Raw genomic sequence first — 16,248 nt, forward strand, 5'->3', positions numbered from 1 at the left:
ACCGGGGCCGGCGTTCCCCGGCCCGGCACCGCCAGGCGCGTTCCCGCCAGGACCTCTGCCGGCGGAGCCCGGACCTGCGGGGCCGCCTCCGCCGGGGCCTGCACCACCGGGGCCAGCGGCGCCGGGGCCGGGATCCTCCCCGACGACGGCGTCGACCATGACGTCGATGCGCATGATGCGTCGGACAGCGTCGGCGAGGTTCTCCGCCGCCGTGCCGCGGCGGAAGGCGCTCACGAGGCCCTCTGTGCGGAAACCGAGCACGAGGGTGTCGCCGTTCACGCCGTTGACGTGCGCGTTCTGTGAGATCAGAGCCCAGCTTGGGCGGCGGATCTGCTGAGCTCGTCGAGGATCGCGGACCAGTGCCCGCGCACTGCGTCGGCATCGAGCCCGCCGCCCAAGGCGGGGGCACCCTGCGGCGCCGCCGGAGCGTTCTGCGGTGCTCCCGACGCGCCCTGCGGTGCGGGGCCCGCACCCTGCGGCGTGGACTGGCCACCCTGTGGTCCGGCCGGTCCACCTTGCGGAGCCGTCGGGCCCCCGTGCGGAGACGACGGACCGCCTTGCGGACCCGACGGGCCGCTCTGCGGCGCGGTCGGGGCGTCGGCGGATGACGGAGCCGTCGGTGCCGACGCGCCCCGGCCGCCGGGCTCCCCCTGCCCGCCCTGCGACTCTCGACGCTTTTCGCCCGAGGCCTGGCCGGCACCAGCACCAGCACCAGCACCAGCACCAGCACCAGCACCAGCGAGCGCGCCCCAGGAGGAGTCCTGGGCGGGTGCCGTCCGCGTCGGCTCGCCCTGCGGGCTCCCGCTCTGCGCGGCGGCCGGGGCGTCCTGCGTCGGGGCAGGCGGCGCACTGGGGGCGGCCGCGGGGGCGGGGCGCCCGCCGCCGCGTGCCTGACGGGCCGCCTCGGCGCGCTCCTGGGCGATGCGTCGGGCCTCCTCGCGGCCTCCCCCGCCGCCGGCCGGCGCGGCACCGGAGCGGTCCTGCGCGCCGCGGCCTGCACCCGCACCGCCCTGTGGCGCTCCGCCCTGCGGAGCCGGGGCATCGGCCGCGGCGAGCGCCGCCCGCTCGTCCCGCGGCACCAGCCGGGCCGCGAGCGGCTCGAGGTGGAGACGGGGCGAGGTCGCGCCGCTCATGGTCGAGAGGGTCTCGTGGACCAGGTCGCCGCACTGCGAGAGATCGGCCGGGGCGAACTGCGAGGCCTGGCCGAGCATCCGCTCGAGCTCTCCGGCCGGGACCTGCGGGAGCAGATCGGCGCCCTTGTTCGGCACGGCGGCGAGCACGATCAGGTCCCGCATCCGCTCCAGCAGGTCCTCGACGAAGCGGCGCGGCTCGTGGCCGGTGGCGAGCACGTGCTCGACCGCGGAGTAGAGCGCGGCCGCGTCCCGCTCGGCGATGGCGGTGACCGCCTGGTCGAGCAGGGCCGTGTCGGTGAAGCCGAGCGGCGCGATCGCGGTGGGGAAGTCCAGGCCGTCCTCGCCGGCGCCGGCCATCAGCTGGTCCAGCACCGACATCGAGTCACGGGCGGAGCCGCCGCCGGCGCGCACCACCAGCGGCATCACGCCCTCGCCGACCTGGACGTCCTCCGCGGCGCAGACCTCCTCGAGGTAGGGGCCGAGCACCTGCGGCGGGATGAGGCGGAAGGGGTAGTGGTGGGTGCGGGAGCGGATGGTGCCGATGACCTTATCCGGCTCGGTGGTCGCGAAGACGAACTTCACATGGTCCGGCGGCTCCTCGACGAGCTTGAGCGGCGCGTTGAAGCCGGCGGAGGTGACCATGTGGGCCTCGTCGATGATGAACACCTTGAAGCGGTCCCGCACCGGGGCGAAGGAGGCGCGCTCGCGCGGCTCGCGGGCGTCGTCCACGCCGCCGTGACTGGCCGCGTCGATCTCGACCACGTCGAGCGAGCCGGCGCCGCCGCGGGCGAGGTCGCGGCAGGAGTCGCAGGTCCCGCAGGGGGTGTCCGTCGGCCCCTGCTCGCAGTTCAGGCGGCGGGCGAGGATGCGGGCGGAGGTCGTCTTGCCGCGCCCGCGAGGCCCCGAGAACAGGTAGGCATGACCGACCCGGCCCGCGCGCGCCGCACGCCTCAGGGGCGTGGTGACGTGGTCCTGGCCGATCACCTCGGCGAAGGACTCCGGGCGGTAACGACGGTACAGAGCGGTGGCCACTCCGACAGGCTAGTCGAGGCCACCCACGCTCTCCCACCGTCGCGAGGATCCTCGTGGAGAACCCCGCACTGTGGAGGAGACGTCACGGCTTCCCTCGTCGACGCCGGGCGGCGGTCACATCGCGGAGGTCTTCCAGCGCCGGGCGACAGCCGTCCGCCATCCGCCATCCGCCATCCGCCATCCGCCATCCGCCATCCGCCAGTACATCCGCCAACGGTCGTCGGTCATGCGACGCGCTGTGGCGACATTCCGGCACCGCACCGCACGGGTACTGCAGAAAACTGCGTACATCACGTACGTCATGTACGTGCTTTTCCACAACAGACACCGCGTGCGGAGCCGATCCCGCCCAGATGGCCGAGACTCCCCTTAGAGACACGACGGATACGGGGGATGAGCGGGATGGCAGAGAGTGCCTGGGAAGCAGAGGTGGAGGTGTCGGATCGCCTCGACGCGGCAGACGAGTCGAATCAGGACGACACAGCGGAAGAGCCGGATCGGGCTGACGAGACGAACACGGCGGGCACTGGCCGTGCGAGGTACGCGAGTGACGCGATCGGGACCCCACCTGACGGGCCGGCGATGGGCCCGCCTGCACTGACCGCGATCGAGGCCGCGGTCACCACGAAGATCGTGACCGCCTCGGAGTTCCGCACGAGGCTGAGCGAGCTCCTCGAGCTCTCGCACCGTCAACCCGTCACGGTGATGAGCCGCGGAGCACGGGCGCGCGGCGTGCTGGTCTCCGCCGACTTCTTCGACCGCGCCTGCACCGCTCTCGGGGACGAGCCGTACGCGCGGCCCCCGCGCACCCGACTCGAGGAGATCATGGCGGAGAACAGGCAGTTCCTCGAGTTCCTCTGACCAGGTCGCCGGACCTGCCTGCACGGTCCGGACGGGATTCAGCTCTGCGTGCTTCGCTCACCCGCGGACCGATCGTCGTCCTCGACCTCCGACGGCGACGGCCCCGAGGGCTCTGCGCCGTGGTCGCCGTCTGCGACGTGCGCTCGACTCCTCGGCGCGGCGTCCGCTTCCGCGCTTCTCGGCGTCTCGGCATCCGCCCCGTCCGCGGCGCCCGAATCTGCACCGCCCGTCCTCGCGGCATGCGCTCCGGCGTCGTCGTCCGAACCCGCGCCCCTGTCCGAACCCGTGCCGCTCGACGTCGCCGCGAGCTTCTCCCGGCGCGTACGCAGGGCGCGGTGGGTCGCCGTGAACACGGCGATGACGACGATCACCGGCACCAGCACGTCCACCAGCCAGCCGGGCACGGAGAACGGCAACCCGATCTCCGGCGGCAGGTCCAGCGACCAGCGCACGGCCTCGCCGATCGGGCGGAGGATCGCGGCGATCAGCTCCTGGACCGGGCTCAGCAGGGCGTCGAGGAACTCCCGCACCGGACGCGTGACTTCTCCGAGCCACTCCCGGATCGGCTGGGTGGCTTGGGCGACCGCGGCGACGACGGGCCGGATCCTTGCCTCGATCCACTCCTTGACCGGGTCGAGCGGCCCGCTTAACAGCGCACCGAGGCCCAGCAGGGGGATGAGGAACTTCGCCGCCTTCGCCAGCGCCGCAATCAGCGCGTAGCGGGTGGGATGGGCGGTGCGCTTCTCATCGCGCAGGGCCGACGGGGACCCCTCGGTCGGGACGAGCAGGGTGGTGCGGAATCCGTGGCGCACCTCGACCTCGCCGGCGCCGCCGAGTCCTGCGGTGCGGATCGTGAGCACCTCGCAGTCCTTGACCTCGCCGTCCTCGCGACGACGGCGCACGGTGCGGCGCAGTGTGGAGAACCCCTCGTCGAGACCGAACTGCAGATCGTCGTCGGCCGCGTCGTCATCAGTCGCATCGTCGCGGGTCGCGTCGTCGCCGGTCGCGTCGCCGTCGCTCGCCTCGCGCTTCTCCCGGGCCTTCCGTGCCTTCTCCTCGACCTTGGGGTCGTGCTCGATCCCGTCGATGACCACGGTGAAGGAGGTGTCCAGCAGGCGATGGCGCACGCGGACGAGATAGTCGTGCTCGCCGGCGCGGCCGCTGTACTCGACGTCGGCGGCGAAGCGGTTCGCCGCCCGCTCGCCGAAGGGTACGTCCTCCTCCTTGGCGGCGTCGATCCTCTCGTCGCGCCGGTCGGCCGCGCCGTCGGCGCCGTCCGCCGTCCCGTCGGCCCCTTCGGCGACTCCTTGCGTCCCTTCCGTCTCCTCGGTGATCCCGTCGGCGCCGCCCGCCGGACCGGCGGACGCGTCAGCGCCTCGTCCGGGGAGGCGGGATCGGCGTGGTCCACAGGTGTGCGAGGCATGGTTCCACCGTGCCAGGCCTGTTCGCGACAGACATCCTCCGCAGGTCGGTTCCCGCCTTCTTGAGGTCCTCCGATCGGCCGAGGGCCGCACGGCTCCTGCCGACCCGCCGTCGGCGGCGCTCCCTCCGGTCGGCCAGGCCCTCACGGCTCCGCCGCCGCGCCGTCCCGGACACGCATCGCTCGACCCCTTCTCCCCTTCAGTGCCTGGCAGCAAGACACAACCCCATAGCTGCGCTAATGTGACCGCATAGCAATATTGTTGAACCTGGGAGCATGAGCGCGTAGCGTCCCGCTCGTGAGCACATCAACCACCTCCTCCTCGGCCTCGACGCGGTCGCGCAACCCGCTGACCGCGATCGCCCGCATCCCCTTCGGCTGGCAGGTCCTGATCGGCCTCGTCCTCGGCATCGTCCTCGGCCTCGTCGCCGCCCAGATGGGCCCGGTCGCCGAGACCGAGGCGAACCCCGACGGCGCCAACTGGCTGACCACCACGCTGGACACCATCGGCACGATCTTCGTGACGCCGCTGAAGGCGCTGGTCCCGCCGCTGATCTTCCTCGCGATCGTCACCTCGATCGCGAACCTCCGCGGCGTCACGAACGCCGCGCGCCTGGCCGGCAAGACCCTGCTGTGGTTCGGGATCACCTCCCTGATCGCCGTGTCGATCGGCATCGCCCTCGGCGTGCTGACCACCCCCGGCGCGAACTCGCAGGTCTCCGCGGACTCCGCCGAGGCCTCCTCCACCCAGGGCGGCTGGCTCGACTTCCTCACGGGCCTCGTCCCCTCGAACTTCCTGGGCATCACCGGCTCGGCCGGCGACGACGGCTCCGTCTCCCTGAGCTTCAACGCCCTGCAGATCCTCGTCCTCTCCATCGCCGTCGGCATCGCCGTGCTCTCCGTCGGCGAGAAGGCCGAGCCCTTCCTGAAGGTCACCGGCTCCGCGCTGGAGATCGTCCAGAAGGCGCTGTGGTGGGTCATCCGCCTCGCCCCGATCGGCACCATCGGCCTGCTCGGCAACGCCGTGGCCTCCTACGGCTGGGACGCGATCGGCCAGCTCGGCGTGTTCACCCTCGACGTCTACGTGGGCATGCTGATCGTGCTCGCTGGTCGTCTACCCGATCCTGCTGAAGGTCAACGGCCTGTCCATCGGCTCCTTCTTCCGCGGCGTGTGGCCGGCGACCTCGCTCGGCTTCGTCTCCCGCTCCTCGCTGGGCACCATGCCGATGACCCAGACCGTCACCGAGCGCATGGGCGTCCCGCGCCACTACGCCTCCTTCGCGATCCCGCTGGGCGCGACCACGAAGATGGACGGTCGCGCCGCGATCTACCCCTCGCTCGCCGCGATCTTCGTCGCGAACTTCTACGGCGTGCCGCTGGGCATCACCGACTACCTGCTGATCGTGCTCGTCTCCGTGCTCGGTTCCGCCGCGACCGCGGGCATGACCGGTGCGACCGTGATGCTCACCCTGACCCTGTCCACCCTGGGCCTCCCGCTCGAGGGCGTGGGCCTGCTTGCTCGCGATCGACCCGATCCTCGACATGGGCCGCACCGCCCTGAACGTCACCGGGCAGTCGCTGGTGGGCGTGATCGTCGCTAAGCGCGAGAAGATCCTGGACCAGGACACCTACGCCAGCGCCGCCCGCACCTCCTTCCAGACCATCCAGGCCGAGCAGAAGGCGGAGGCCGACGCGGCCGACGATGCTGAGCGCACGGAGCCCGACGACGCCGACGCCTCGGCCGGCTCTCACCAGACGGCCGGCGCCCGCGCCTGACCCAGGCGGCGCCTGCGCCGCCGGCGCACACTTTCGAGTCCCTGGCGTGACCTCAGCGCCCTCTGGCGCCTGAGGTCACGCCAGGGACTCCTTTGTTGTCAGGGGCGCTCAGGCCCGACGACGCCTGACCAGGGCGATCCCGGCACCGGTGAGGGCCAGTGCCAGGGCGGCGAGGCCCGCCACCTCCACGCCCGTGCGGGCGAGCGATCCGGTGCTGACGGCACCGTCCTGCGCCTGCTCCTCGCCGGCCCTGTCCTCGGCGTTGCCGGGCCCGGTCGCACTGGAACCGCCGGCCGGCGCCGAGCGCTCGGAGCCGACGGCACCGGAGTCAGCGTCGCCGGGATCGGACGCACCGGAGTCCGTCGCTCCGGAACCGGTCGCGCCCGGAGAGCCCGCGCCGTCCCCCTCGGCACCGTCCGCGCCGCCGCTCCCGCCAGGGCCGTCACCGGCGCCAGGCCCGTAGGAGCCGCCGTTCCCGTCGGAGCCCTCCGAGCCGCCCGCGCTCCCGGAGCCGTCACCGGCACCCGGGGCCTGGCCGCCGCCACCCGGCTCGCCGGAGCCGTCGTCTCCGGAGCCGCCCTCGGCGCCGGAGCCGCCGTCGGACCCGTCGCCGCCGTCGCCGGGCGCGCCGCCCTCGCGACCGGCCGCGTCCCCGGTCAGCGTCAGCTCACGCACCTCGGAGCGGGCGATGCCGCCGTGAGGGTCGGTGACGCGCACGTACCAGGAGAGGGTCCCGGCGCCGAGCACCGCGGAGTCCGCCTCGACGGTCTCGCCTGAGGCGACGTCCTGGACCTGCGCGAACTCCTCGGAGGAGAGCACGTCGGCGCGGAAGGCGTCGGTGGTGAGCTCCTTGTCGGCCGGCTCGATGCCGAGTCGCGCGTAGGAGACCTCGAAGTCCTGGTCCTCAGGGGTCAGGGTCGCGTCGTCGCTCGAGTACTGCTCGAGCGAGGGAGAGAAGGTGCGCACCATCATCCGCTCCCCCTCGTTGTCGAAGTGCAGTAGGCGCAGGAAGCCCTGACCGCCCTCCGGCAGGCCCTGGTAGTCGAACAGCATCTGCGTGACCTCGCGGTCCGCGGTGCCGTCACCGTCGTCGTCGAAGGAGTCCACGCGGGTGTGGGCGTCGTGGTAGTGCCCGCTCATCACCATGGACACGTTCGGGTTCGTGGCCACGACCTCGTCCTGGATCCGCCGCGGGATCGGGCCGAGACCGCCGGTGGTCAGCATGTACTCGTGGAGGTTGATGATCGCGGTGCGCTCCGGGTACTGGGCGAGCACCTCGTTCATCCAGTCGATCTCGGCATCGCCCGGACCCCAGCCCTGGGAGACGACGATGAAGTCGACGCCGCCGGCGCTGAACAGGGTGTAGGAGCCGCGGTTGTCCTCGTAGAACCCGCCGTACCAGGGGTTGTCCTCAAAGCGGTGCTTGCCGAAGTGCGTCGAGTACTCGGTGTAGTCGCCGTCCATGTGGCCGACGTCGTGGTTGCCGGCGAGCACGTTGTAGGGCAGGCCCGCCTCGTCGAGCTGGGCGTAGGCGGGGTTCGCGTTCGCCCACTGCTCGGGCTTGTCGGACTCGTCCACGATGTCGCCGGTGTGGAAGAGGTACTGCAGGTTCATCGGCTCGCGGCCGCTCGAGCAGGAACTCGTGGATGTTCAGCTGGTGCTCGTAGAACTCCTCGTTGTAGTACTGGGTGTCGGACTCCCAGGCCAGCGTGAAGTCGTACTCCGAGCGGTCGGTCGCCTCCGGATGGTGCGGGGCGGTCGCGTCGCCGCGGGAGGAGAGGTCTTCCCCGGACCAGCCCACGGAGTGCTGGACGACGGCGCGCGACTGACCGCCGGCGACGTGCCCGGCGGCGGGGACCACCTCGTCGAAGGCGACGGAGCCGTCCTCGGCGGCGAAGGCGTGGGCGACCTCGACGAGCTCGCCGCCGGCGGTCTCCTCGACCAGCGGCCGCACCCGTGCGCCGGGATCGGCGCTCCCCTCCCAGGTCACGTGCACCTCGGCGTCCTCTCCCGCCCCCTCGGGGACGTCGACGGCGAACTCGTGGAAGGGCAGGGCGTCCTCGGAGGCGGTGGTCTGCCCGCCGGTGAGGGCCTCGCCCTCGCGCTCGGCGGCGTCGGCGTCGCGCACCTCGCCGGCGGTGCCCGCGACGGTCCCGTCGGCGAGCGACGCGGAGGTGCCGGCGCGGAAGGAGACGTCCATCCGGTCGCCGGAGGGGTCGGTGACGCGGGCGGAGAGCTCGGGCGCCTCGCAGACCGGCAGGGTCAGGCCGTCCTCGGTGAGGAGAGTCGCGGTCGGGTCCTCGACGGGGGTGGTGAAGGTGAGGGTGCGCGTCGCCTCGTTGCCGAGCTCGTCGGCCGCGGTGATCTCCAGGGTGTGCTCGCCCGGGTCGAGGGTGAGGGAGGAGAGCTCCTCGCCCGGCTGGACCTCCTCGCCGTCCAGCGGGCACGGTGAGGGAGGCGAGGCCGCCGCCTGCATCCTCCGCACTCACTTCCAGGGAGAAGTCGCCCTGGTAGTCGGCGCCGTCCTCGATGCCGGTGGTGATGGCCGGGGCGGTGTTGTCGACGAGCACGGTGCGCTCGATGCGGTTCCCGTCCCCGTCGGCGCCGACCAGCACGTGCTCGCCGTCCGCGACGGCGGTGGTGTCCCAGGCGACGGCGCGCGCGGTGAAGGCGTCCTCCGGGATCTCGAAGGCGGCGTCGTAGAGGTCGTGCTTGCCGGCCGAGTCGCCCATCGCGATGATCTCCGCGGGGTCGACCCCGTCTGCGGGGCGGAGGGTGCGGCCGTCGGGCAGGATCAGGCGCAGGTTGCGGATCGAGAAGTCGTCGTTGTTCTCGTTCTCGTCGATGCCCGGGTACGCCTTGGTACCGGCGGCGACCGTGACCACCAGCGGCTCTCCGCGCGTCACGTGCTGCAGCGGCACCTCGGCATCGTGGCCGGTCCAGTTCGCGTAGGTGCCCTCGTCGAAGATCGAGATGACCTCGTCGCCCACCAGCACGCCGTTGCGGAAGAAGGTGTCGGTCTGGGAGACGTCCATCGCGAAGACGGGCGAGGCCTCGAGGGCGGGCACGACGTCATCGCGCTCGGTCCCGTCGATGCTCACCGCCGCCGACGCGGGGTACTCGTCCCCGGCCACCGACACCGAGGTGGTGCCGGAGACGTACTGGCCCTCGGCGAGGTTCATGCGCGGCGGGGCCGCGTCCACGCCGGTCAGCGCCACGCGGGTGGGCTCGGTGCGGGTCTCGTGGGTGCCGTCGGAGGCGACGAGGTAGTACTCGAACCAGCGCTTGCCGGTGAGGTCCGCGGCGGGGATCGCGTGGTCGAAGCGGTCGCCCTCGGTGCGGCGCACGGTGATCGGGGTGAACTCGTCCTCGGCACTGGAGCGGAGGTGGAGGGTGACGGTGCGGGCCTGCACGTCATCGGTGACCTCGTGGCTGATCACGGCATCGGCCGACGGGTCCAGCTCCGCGGGGCTGAGGTCTCGGACCTCGGGGGCCTGCGTATCGGCGGCGACCTCGACGAGCTCGGCCGGCACCTGGGAGGGGTCGACCGCGCCGGGGGTGGCCGGGGCGAGGCCCGTCTTCGCCGCACGGGAGAAGTCGGGCGCGCACCCTCGGCGCCGTCGCCGGTGCGGTACTGGATGCCCTGGTCGGGCTGGGTGTCGTCGGCCCCGGAGAGGTTGTAGAACGCGCGGTGGACGCTGTCGCCGGCGCGGGTGCGGATCTCGAGCCCGCGCCCGGAGCCGTTGGCCATCCCGGCGGTGGGGGTCTCGACGAGGTGCAGGGAGGCGGGGTCCGCGCCGTAGTTCGCGGCGAAGTCCTCGGCGGTGGCGGCGTCGTTGGAGCCGTTTCGCACCCAGATCACGAGGGTGCCGCCGGGCTCGATCACGGCGTCCGACGGGCTGAGCGGCCAGTCCGCGGCGTTGGTGATCGACTCGCCGTCGGCGGTGTAGAGGTAGCGCGGCTCGTAGTCCGCCATCGAGATCGGGGCGGTGGTCGCGTTGTACAGCTCGATGAACTCGTAGCCGTCGGCGCCGTCGACGTTGGTGGAGTCGGGGACCAGCTCGGTGATCTGCAGGTGGCCGACGAGGGAGTCGGCGGGCGGTGCGGCCGGCGGGTCCACGGGCTCGGAGGGCTCCTCGGGCTCGGCGGGCTCCCCGGTCGCTCGGGCTCGGCGGGCGTGAGCTGGGAGGGGTCGACGGCGCCCGGGGTGGGGGCGGCAGTGCTCGCGAACAGGGTCGCGGAGAGCGAATCGGCGGCGGGGAGTGCGAAGTGGGCACTGAGGTCCTGGCCGACGGAGCCGGCGGAGTAGAAGCTCCGGGAGACCTCGGCGCCGGCGCGGTCGAGCACCCGCACGCCGCGGCCGCCGCCGTTGGCCATGCCGGGCTGGCCGGTCACGCGCACGACGGGGACGTCCTCGGCGGCGCCCCAGTGGGTGCGGAACTCCTCCACGGTGCGGGCGAAGGAGTCCAGGTCCTTCGCCTCGTAGCTCAGCCACAGCACGAGCGAGTCGCCGGGGGCGATCTCGACCGTCTCCTCGAGGGTGAGCGGGACGTCGCGCGCCGTGTCGGCGCTGTCGGCGTAGATGTAGCTCAGCGAGTGGCCGTCCTCGCCGCCGACGACGACCGGCTCGGTCGAGGTGTTGGTGAGCTCGAGGAACTCGAACTCGTCGGCCCCGACGGTGTCCGGTGCGATCTCGGTGACCAGCAGCGGTCCGCCGGGGACGGGAGCGGCCTGCGCAGCGGGGATCGGGCCGCCGGCGAGGGCGCCGAGCGGTCCGGTCAGCGGCAGGACGGCGGGGCCGAGGGCGAGGGCGGTGCCGGCGAGCAGGGCGATGCCGGCGCGGCACAGCGGCGGGGAGCTGGGAGTGGGCATGGTGTCCGTTCTCATCGTGGGGAGCACTGTGTGGGAGCGCTCCCATAAGTACGTGGCGAAGGCGAACGGCGCATGACGCGAGGGTGTCCTGGACTCGGCGCGACCATTGCGGACCGGTCTCGATCCGGTCACCGGTGACTCCGCGCACCCCACCTGCCCCCGCCCTGGTCACGCCCCCGCGTCCCGCATAGGATCGATGCGTTCCCCACCCGCTCCGGCGGGTTCCCGGGTGCATCTACCTCGGATCCACGACGTGGATCGTCCAAGGCGGCACCACCGTCATGGAGGTTCGATGACCACGCCGCACACCGCCCCCGCGCCCCCGCGCCGACGACGCCCGGCCCGTCGACGGCCCGACTCGAGGCACCCCCGCTCCCACCACGCGCGCCGCGAGGCGGGCACCGCCTACTTCCCCATCGCGTTCATCGCCCGCTTCCCCTTCGCGATGATGATCGTGGGCACCCTGACCCTGGTCGTCGCCGCCCGCGACTCGATCGCGCTGGGCGGGCTGAACTCGGCCGTGCTCGGCCTCGGCTCCGCGCTGGTGGGTCCGCTGCTGGGCGCCGCCGCGGACCGCTTCGGCCAGCGCCGCGTGATCCTGGTGGCCGGGATCGTGAACTCGCTGGCGCTGATGGGCCTGGCCTGGGTGGCCTTCAGCCCGCGCCCGATGTCGCGGTGCTCGCCGTGGGCTTCGTCATCGGTGCGTCCTCCCCGCAGATCGGCCCGTTCTCGCGCACTCGTCTGGTGCACCTGATCCTCACCCGCCTGCCGGTCGCGCGCCGGGCGAAGAGCCTCAACGCGACGATGGGCTACGAGTCCGCGGCCGACGAGACCGCCTTCGTGTTCGGCCCCGTGGTGGTGGGCCTGCTGGCCACGACGCTGTCCCCGGCGGCGCCGATGATCGGCGCGGCCCTGCTGACCCTCGTGTTCGTCACCGCCTTCGCGGCGCATCCCACCGCGCGCGCCTCCGCGCCCAGCAGCGAGTCGCCGATCGAGCGGGCGCCCGCCGCGGAGCCGCGCACCGCGCGGGTGCTCGTGCTGGTCGCCGGGGCGCTCGGCGTCGGCCTGTTCTTCGGCACGGTGCTGACCTCGCTGACGGCCTTCCTCGACACCCGCGGCGCAGGCGATTCCGCCGGCCTGGTCTACGGGGTGATGGGCGTCGGCTCGACGATCCTGGCGCTGTCGATCTCGCTGTTCCCGGAGGCTTTCCGCCGCTCCCACCGCTGGCTGGTGTTCTCCGCGCTGATGCTCGCCTCGATGGTCGCCTTCGGGCTCGCCGGCGGGCTGTGGGGCCTGGTCGGGGCGATGGCCGTGGCGGGCATCGGCATCGGGCCGACGATCGTGACGATCTACAGCCTCGCCGCGGACCGCGCCCCGCAGGGCCGCTCGGCGACGCTGATGTCGATGCTCGGCTCGGCCACCATCGTCGGTCAGTCCGCGACCTCGGCGCTGACCGGCGCGGTCGCGGACGGCGTCGGGGCCGAGGCCGCGATGTGGCTACCGACCGGAGCGGCGGCGTTCGTGGTCGTCGCCGCGCTGGTCAACGCAGCGCTCGGCGACCCCCGAGACGCGCCCCGTCGGCCCCAACCGTGGAGGAGCGGGCGAGCACCCTGGAGGAGCATCCGGCCGAGCATCTGTGAGCCTGCGCTGGGGCCCTCACCCCAGCGGCGGCATGATCCAGATGACCTCAATCGCCTCGACGATCGCGATGATCAGCAGAAGGGCGGCGATGACTGGATAGAGCCGCGAGCATGTCCGCGACCCCGGCGCGATATCCCGCCCCCGCCGACGGGAGCTCGAGACGCCGGTGCCCGAACGTCGTGCGCCACAGCACCACGGTCCCCAGCGCCGTGAGGACATAGGCCTGCATCTCGATCACCAGCACGATCAGGTGGGGCAGGAGAGCGATCGCCTCACCGGGCGTCGTCGGGGTGAGCCAGACGCCGATCATGCCGGTACGCAGGACCGTCAGCACGACGCCCACGTACGGGATCAGCAGGGAGGGCGGCGTGGTGGTGGGCACGGCGGCGAACAGCAAGTTCGCCAGGAACGTGCCCACCGCCGCCGCCAGCACGTCGCCGTCGGTGTACGCCTCGGTCACGAGCGACAGGATCGGGAGGCCGCCGAAGGTCTCGACGTCCTGCGCAGCGCGTCCGCGCGGCCCGGGCAGCAGCAGGGTCATCACCGCCGACGCCACGAGGACGCCGTAGACGGCGAGGTTCAGCAGGAGGTAGGTCCTCCAGTGGTCGTGGAGGACGGTGCGGGCGTTCAGCCAGATCCTCATCGGTCGCTCCTTCCGGGAGCGGTGGTGGGCGACGGCGACGGGTGGGCACCGGCGCCGTCCGGTCGGCGACGCCGCGGCGAGGGATGCGCGCCAGGGTCCCCCAGGCCGCGCAGGCGCGGCGAGAGGAGCGTGGCGAGCGCCGCGAGGATCCACAGACCGGCCAGGACGGCGGTGGCGAGCGGGAGCCCGCCGAGCTCGATCAGCACGGAGGCCAGGCCGATCCCTCCGGCGGGGACCAGGGTCATCAGTGCGTTCTGGGCACCCAGCACCCTGCCCCGCTGGGCATCCAGGACGTTCTCGACGAACGCCAGGCCGATGACGGCGTTCATGCATCCTCCGCCGAGGCCGATCACGGCCGCACCGAGGAAGACCGACCAGGTGGGACCCAGGACCGCGATGAGCACGACGCCGGTCGCGACGAGGACGAGCCCGGCGAGGAACCATCGGCGGTGCGGGATTCGGTGCCCGAGGGCGGCGAAGCGACCCCCTCCTAGCAGCAGTCCGGCGGCGAGCGCGCTGAGCACGAAGCCGACCAGCCCCGGCTCGCCCCGGAACGCGAAGTGGACGGGGACGACCATTCCCTGGGTGGCGGCGAGCACGACCGCCAGCACGAGCCGCAGCAGGACCAGCCCGCGCAGCGAGCGGCGCGCGGAGGATCACGCCGAGGCCGGCGAAGATCGACGCGGGGGCGGGCGCGGAAGCGGGATCGTCGGCGCGCCCGTCGCGCGCGACGGCCGCGGTCGCTGTCCGTGGGATCACGAGCGTGAGCAGGGCGGCCAGCGCTGCGAGCCCCGCGGTGAACCACAGCACCGTGACCGGCTGGAGCGCGGCGACGAGGATCCCGGCGACGGCGGGGCCGATCAGCGCCGCCACCCCCGACATCGACTCGCGCACACCGATGAGCCGGGAGGCGCCCACGCCCGCGGAGCGGGCGATCGCCGGCAGAATCGCCTCCCTCGCGGTGATCCCCGGGACGTCCCCGAAGGAGTTCAGCACGGCGGCGGCGATGAACCAGCCCAGCTCGAGCCCGACCGTGAAATGCACGATCGGCAGGACGAGCAGGGCGAGCGCGGAGATGACGTCGGCGAGGATCGCAACGGCGCGTCGGTCGAAGCGGTCCACGAGCGAACCCATGAGCGGCCCCGCGAAGGCGGCCGGCACCGCGGCGGCCATCGCGACGACGCCCGCTCCGAGCGGGTCGCCGGTGGTGAACAGCACCAGCAGGGGCAGGGCGATCGCGGTGATCGAGTTGCCCAGCAGCGAGGTGCCGTAGGAGGCCAGGTAGAACCGGATGATGCGTCTCATGGAGACCATTGCGGACCATGACGTCGCGTCAGGGTCAAGGCTCCTGTGCCGGACCGCGCCCTGCGCCGTCTGGGAGCATGGCGCTGTGCGCATCGGAGAGCTCGCGGATCTGGCCGGCGTGACCGTGCGCGCCGTCCGCCACTACCACCAGAAGGGGGTCCTGCCCGAGCCCGCGCGTCGCGCCAACGGCTACCGGGAGTACGAGGTCGAGCATCTCGTCGCCCTCGTGCGCCTCGGGCATCTGACCCGCTCCGGTCTGTCGCTCGCGCAGGCGGGGGCCGTCGTCGCGGGGTCCGAGGCGGCGACCGCGGAGGACGTCCTGGACGAGGTGGACGAGGCGCTGCGCCGGCAGATCGCCGCGCTCACGGCGCGGCGCAGGCGGCTCGCCGAGGCCCGCTCTGGAGCGCACCTCGGTCTGACGCGCCTGGCCGCCGCGCTGGTCACCAAGCCTGAGGACGTTCCGCTCTCCACGCTCTACGCGCACCTGCACACCGACGAGGAGCAGGCCCAGCGGATGGCCGATGTCCTCCAGGATCCCCGGACGCGACCGCGGATCCTGGAGCCGCAGGACCGGTTCGACGCGGTCGACGAGCACACCGGCGCCGACGCCCTGGAGCGACTGGTCGCGGACACGCGGCGGTCGCTGGAGGTCCTCGCGGAGCACGTCCCGGAGGTGACCGAGCAGCAGAGCCGGCTGATCATCGACCTGGCCGAGCGCGGCCTGAACCCGCAGCAGCGGGAAGTCGCGCGTCGGCTCTCCTGAGCGTCCCACCCAGTCGCAGCACCATCCATGCCGCCGCGATCCAGAGCGCCCAGCCGCTCAGATCCAGCGACCAGGCGGTCTCGGGTTCGAGCGGGCCGAGCACGTTCTGCTCGATCGCGACACGGGCGCTGTTGAGCAGACCGTGGCCGAGCACGGCAACCCAGGCGGTGCCGGAGATCTCGCGCGCCGCGGACAGCAGCGGTGCGACGGCGACGATGGTGCCGAGATAGGTCACGGCCTCGCGCGGCGCGAGGCCGAGGGCGAGCACGATCGGCGCATGCCACACCGCCCACATCACCCCGACGAGCAGGGACATCGGCCAGAAGCCGAGCGGGCGGAGCTCGCCGTGCAGCCAGCCTCGCCACCCCGCCTCCTCGCCGATCGCGAACAGCGACTGCATCACCAGCACGGCCGGCACGGCGAGGAGCAGGGACGACAGCGGGAGGGCATCGGCCGACGGCGGCATCCCGGCGCCGAGCCCGATCAGCATCCTGGCCAGCGGCACCATCACGAATGCTGCGATCGCGGCTAGGGCGGCGATCCCGAGCGCCCGCCAGGAGGGGATGCCGAGCGCGAGGGCGCGCCACCAGGGCGCTCCGCGTCGGCGCACCAGCAGGGCGGCCAGCGGCGGGGAGAGCCGCGCGAGCGGCACGGCGAGGCCGACGGCCTCCGGCGGCAGGGCCCCGAACGCGAAGGGCAGGGAGAGGGCGGTCGAGACGGCGAGCGCAATGCCGAGGAAGGCGAGCACGCGGCGCAGCGAGGGGGCGAGGACGGACTGGGCGACTGCCGGGGGCGTCGACAT

Annotated in this window: 10 protein-coding genes and 2 pseudogenes; 5 read left to right on the forward strand and 7 right to left on the reverse strand. The window is 73.0% G+C overall.

Going from position 1 to position 16,248, the window contains the following annotated elements; translation table 11 throughout:
- Positions 1-305 precede the first annotated feature (305 nt).
- On the reverse strand, positions 306-2,165 hold the full coding sequence (locus WKH84_RS11430; protein ID WP_341856705.1) for a DNA polymerase III subunit gamma and tau: 1,860 nt from the start codon (positions 2,163-2,165) through the stop codon (positions 306-308).
- 582 nt (positions 2,166-2,747) lie between these two features.
- Here WKH84_RS11430 and WKH84_RS11435 point away from each other — a divergent pair.
- Entirely contained in the window at positions 2,748-3,026 is a 279-nt protein-coding gene (locus WKH84_RS11435; RefSeq protein ID WP_156488554.1) for a type II toxin-antitoxin system prevent-host-death family antitoxin, read from the forward strand.
- A 38-nt stretch (positions 3,027-3,064) separates the two neighbouring features.
- On the opposite strand, the gene WKH84_RS11440 is transcribed toward WKH84_RS11435, so the two are convergent.
- A complete protein-coding gene (locus WKH84_RS11440; protein ID WP_341856706.1) occupies positions 3,065-4,540 on the reverse strand; it encodes a hypothetical protein in 1,476 nt (491 codons plus the stop codon).
- Between the two features lie 255 nt (positions 4,541-4,795).
- On the opposite strand from WKH84_RS11440, the pseudogene WKH84_RS11445 reads away from it, so the two are divergent.
- Positions 4,796-6,222 (forward strand): annotated as a pseudogene (locus WKH84_RS11445) (dicarboxylate/amino acid:cation symporter).
- Between the two features lie 108 nt (positions 6,223-6,330).
- Here WKH84_RS11445 and WKH84_RS11450 read toward each other — a convergent pair.
- From WKH84_RS11450 to WKH84_RS11460, 3 genes are read right to left on the reverse strand one after another with little or no spacing between them, the layout of a single operon-like run.
- A complete protein-coding gene (locus tag WKH84_RS11450) occupies positions 6,331-7,836 on the reverse strand; it encodes a metallophosphoesterase (RefSeq protein ID WP_341856707.1) in 1,506 nt (501 codons plus the stop codon).
- The gene (locus tag WKH84_RS11455; protein ID WP_341856708.1) at positions 7,833-9,755 is read right to left on the reverse strand and encodes a hypothetical protein; all 1,923 of its coding nucleotides are present in this window, start codon (positions 9,753-9,755) and stop codon (positions 7,833-7,835) included. Before WKH84_RS11455 ends, WKH84_RS11450 begins: the two co-directional genes overlap by 4 nt.
- Positions 9,659-11,329 carry a lamin tail domain-containing protein gene (locus WKH84_RS11460; RefSeq protein WP_341856868.1) on the reverse strand — a complete coding sequence of 557 codons (1,671 nt, stop codon included), beginning with the start codon at positions 11,327-11,329 and terminating at the stop codon, positions 9,659-9,661. Before WKH84_RS11460 ends, WKH84_RS11455 begins: the two co-directional genes overlap by 97 nt.
- 57 nt (positions 11,330-11,386) lie before the next feature.
- Here WKH84_RS11460 and WKH84_RS11465 point away from each other — a divergent pair, with 57 nt between their 5' ends.
- A complete protein-coding gene (locus tag WKH84_RS11465; RefSeq protein WP_341856709.1) occupies positions 11,387-11,848 on the forward strand; it encodes an MFS transporter in 462 nt (153 codons plus the stop codon).
- A gap of 398 nt (positions 11,849-12,246) precedes the next feature.
- Positions 12,247-12,657: pseudogene (locus WKH84_RS11470) on the forward strand (MFS transporter); the annotation flags it as partial.
- A gap of 124 nt (positions 12,658-12,781) precedes the next feature.
- Here WKH84_RS11470 and WKH84_RS11475 read toward each other — a convergent pair.
- Positions 12,782-14,683 carry an MFS transporter gene (locus WKH84_RS11475; RefSeq protein WP_341856710.1) on the reverse strand — a complete coding sequence of 634 codons (1,902 nt, stop codon included), beginning with the start codon at positions 14,681-14,683 and terminating at the stop codon, positions 12,782-12,784.
- 85 nt (positions 14,684-14,768) lie between these two features.
- On the opposite strand from WKH84_RS11475, the gene WKH84_RS11480 reads away from it, so the two are divergent.
- Positions 14,769-15,446 carry a MerR family transcriptional regulator gene (locus WKH84_RS11480; protein ID WP_341856711.1) on the forward strand — a complete coding sequence of 226 codons (678 nt, stop codon included), beginning with the start codon at positions 14,769-14,771 and terminating at the stop codon, positions 15,444-15,446.
- Here the strand turns inward: WKH84_RS11480 and WKH84_RS11485 are convergent.
- A complete protein-coding gene (locus WKH84_RS11485) occupies positions 15,382-16,248 on the reverse strand; it encodes a CPBP family intramembrane glutamic endopeptidase (RefSeq protein WP_341856712.1) in 867 nt (288 codons plus the stop codon). The two genes, WKH84_RS11480 and WKH84_RS11485, sit on opposite strands and share 65 nt — an antisense overlap.

The organism is Brachybacterium sp. GPGPB12 (assembly GCF_038396325.1).
In the GTDB taxonomy this organism is placed as follows: domain Bacteria; phylum Actinomycetota; class Actinomycetes; order Actinomycetales; family Dermabacteraceae; genus Brachybacterium; species Brachybacterium conglomeratum.

Excerpts from the sequence above, each read along its gene's own strand:
- WKH84_RS11435 (WP_156488554.1), top strand. The coding sequence starts at position 2,748 with ATGGGCCCGCCTGCACTGACCGCGATCGAGGCCGCGGTCACCACGAAG.
- WKH84_RS11450 (WP_341856707.1), bottom strand. The coding sequence starts at position 7,836 with ATGAACCTGCAGTACCTCTTCCACACCGGCGACATCGTGGACGAGTCC.
- WKH84_RS11485 (WP_341856712.1), bottom strand. The coding sequence starts at position 16,248 with ATGTCGACGCCCCCGGCAGTCGCCCAGTCCGTCCTCGCCCCCTCGCTG.
- WKH84_RS11475 (WP_341856710.1), bottom strand. The coding sequence starts at position 14,683 with ATGAGACGCATCATCCGGTTCTACCTGGCCTCCTACGGCACCTCGCTG.
- WKH84_RS11465 (WP_341856709.1), top strand. The coding sequence starts at position 11,387 with ATGACCACGCCGCACACCGCCCCCGCGCCCCCGCGCCGACGACGCCCG.
- WKH84_RS11460 (WP_341856868.1), bottom strand. The coding sequence starts at position 11,329 with ATGCACCCGGGAACCCGCCGGAGCGGGTGGGGAACGCATCGATCCTAT.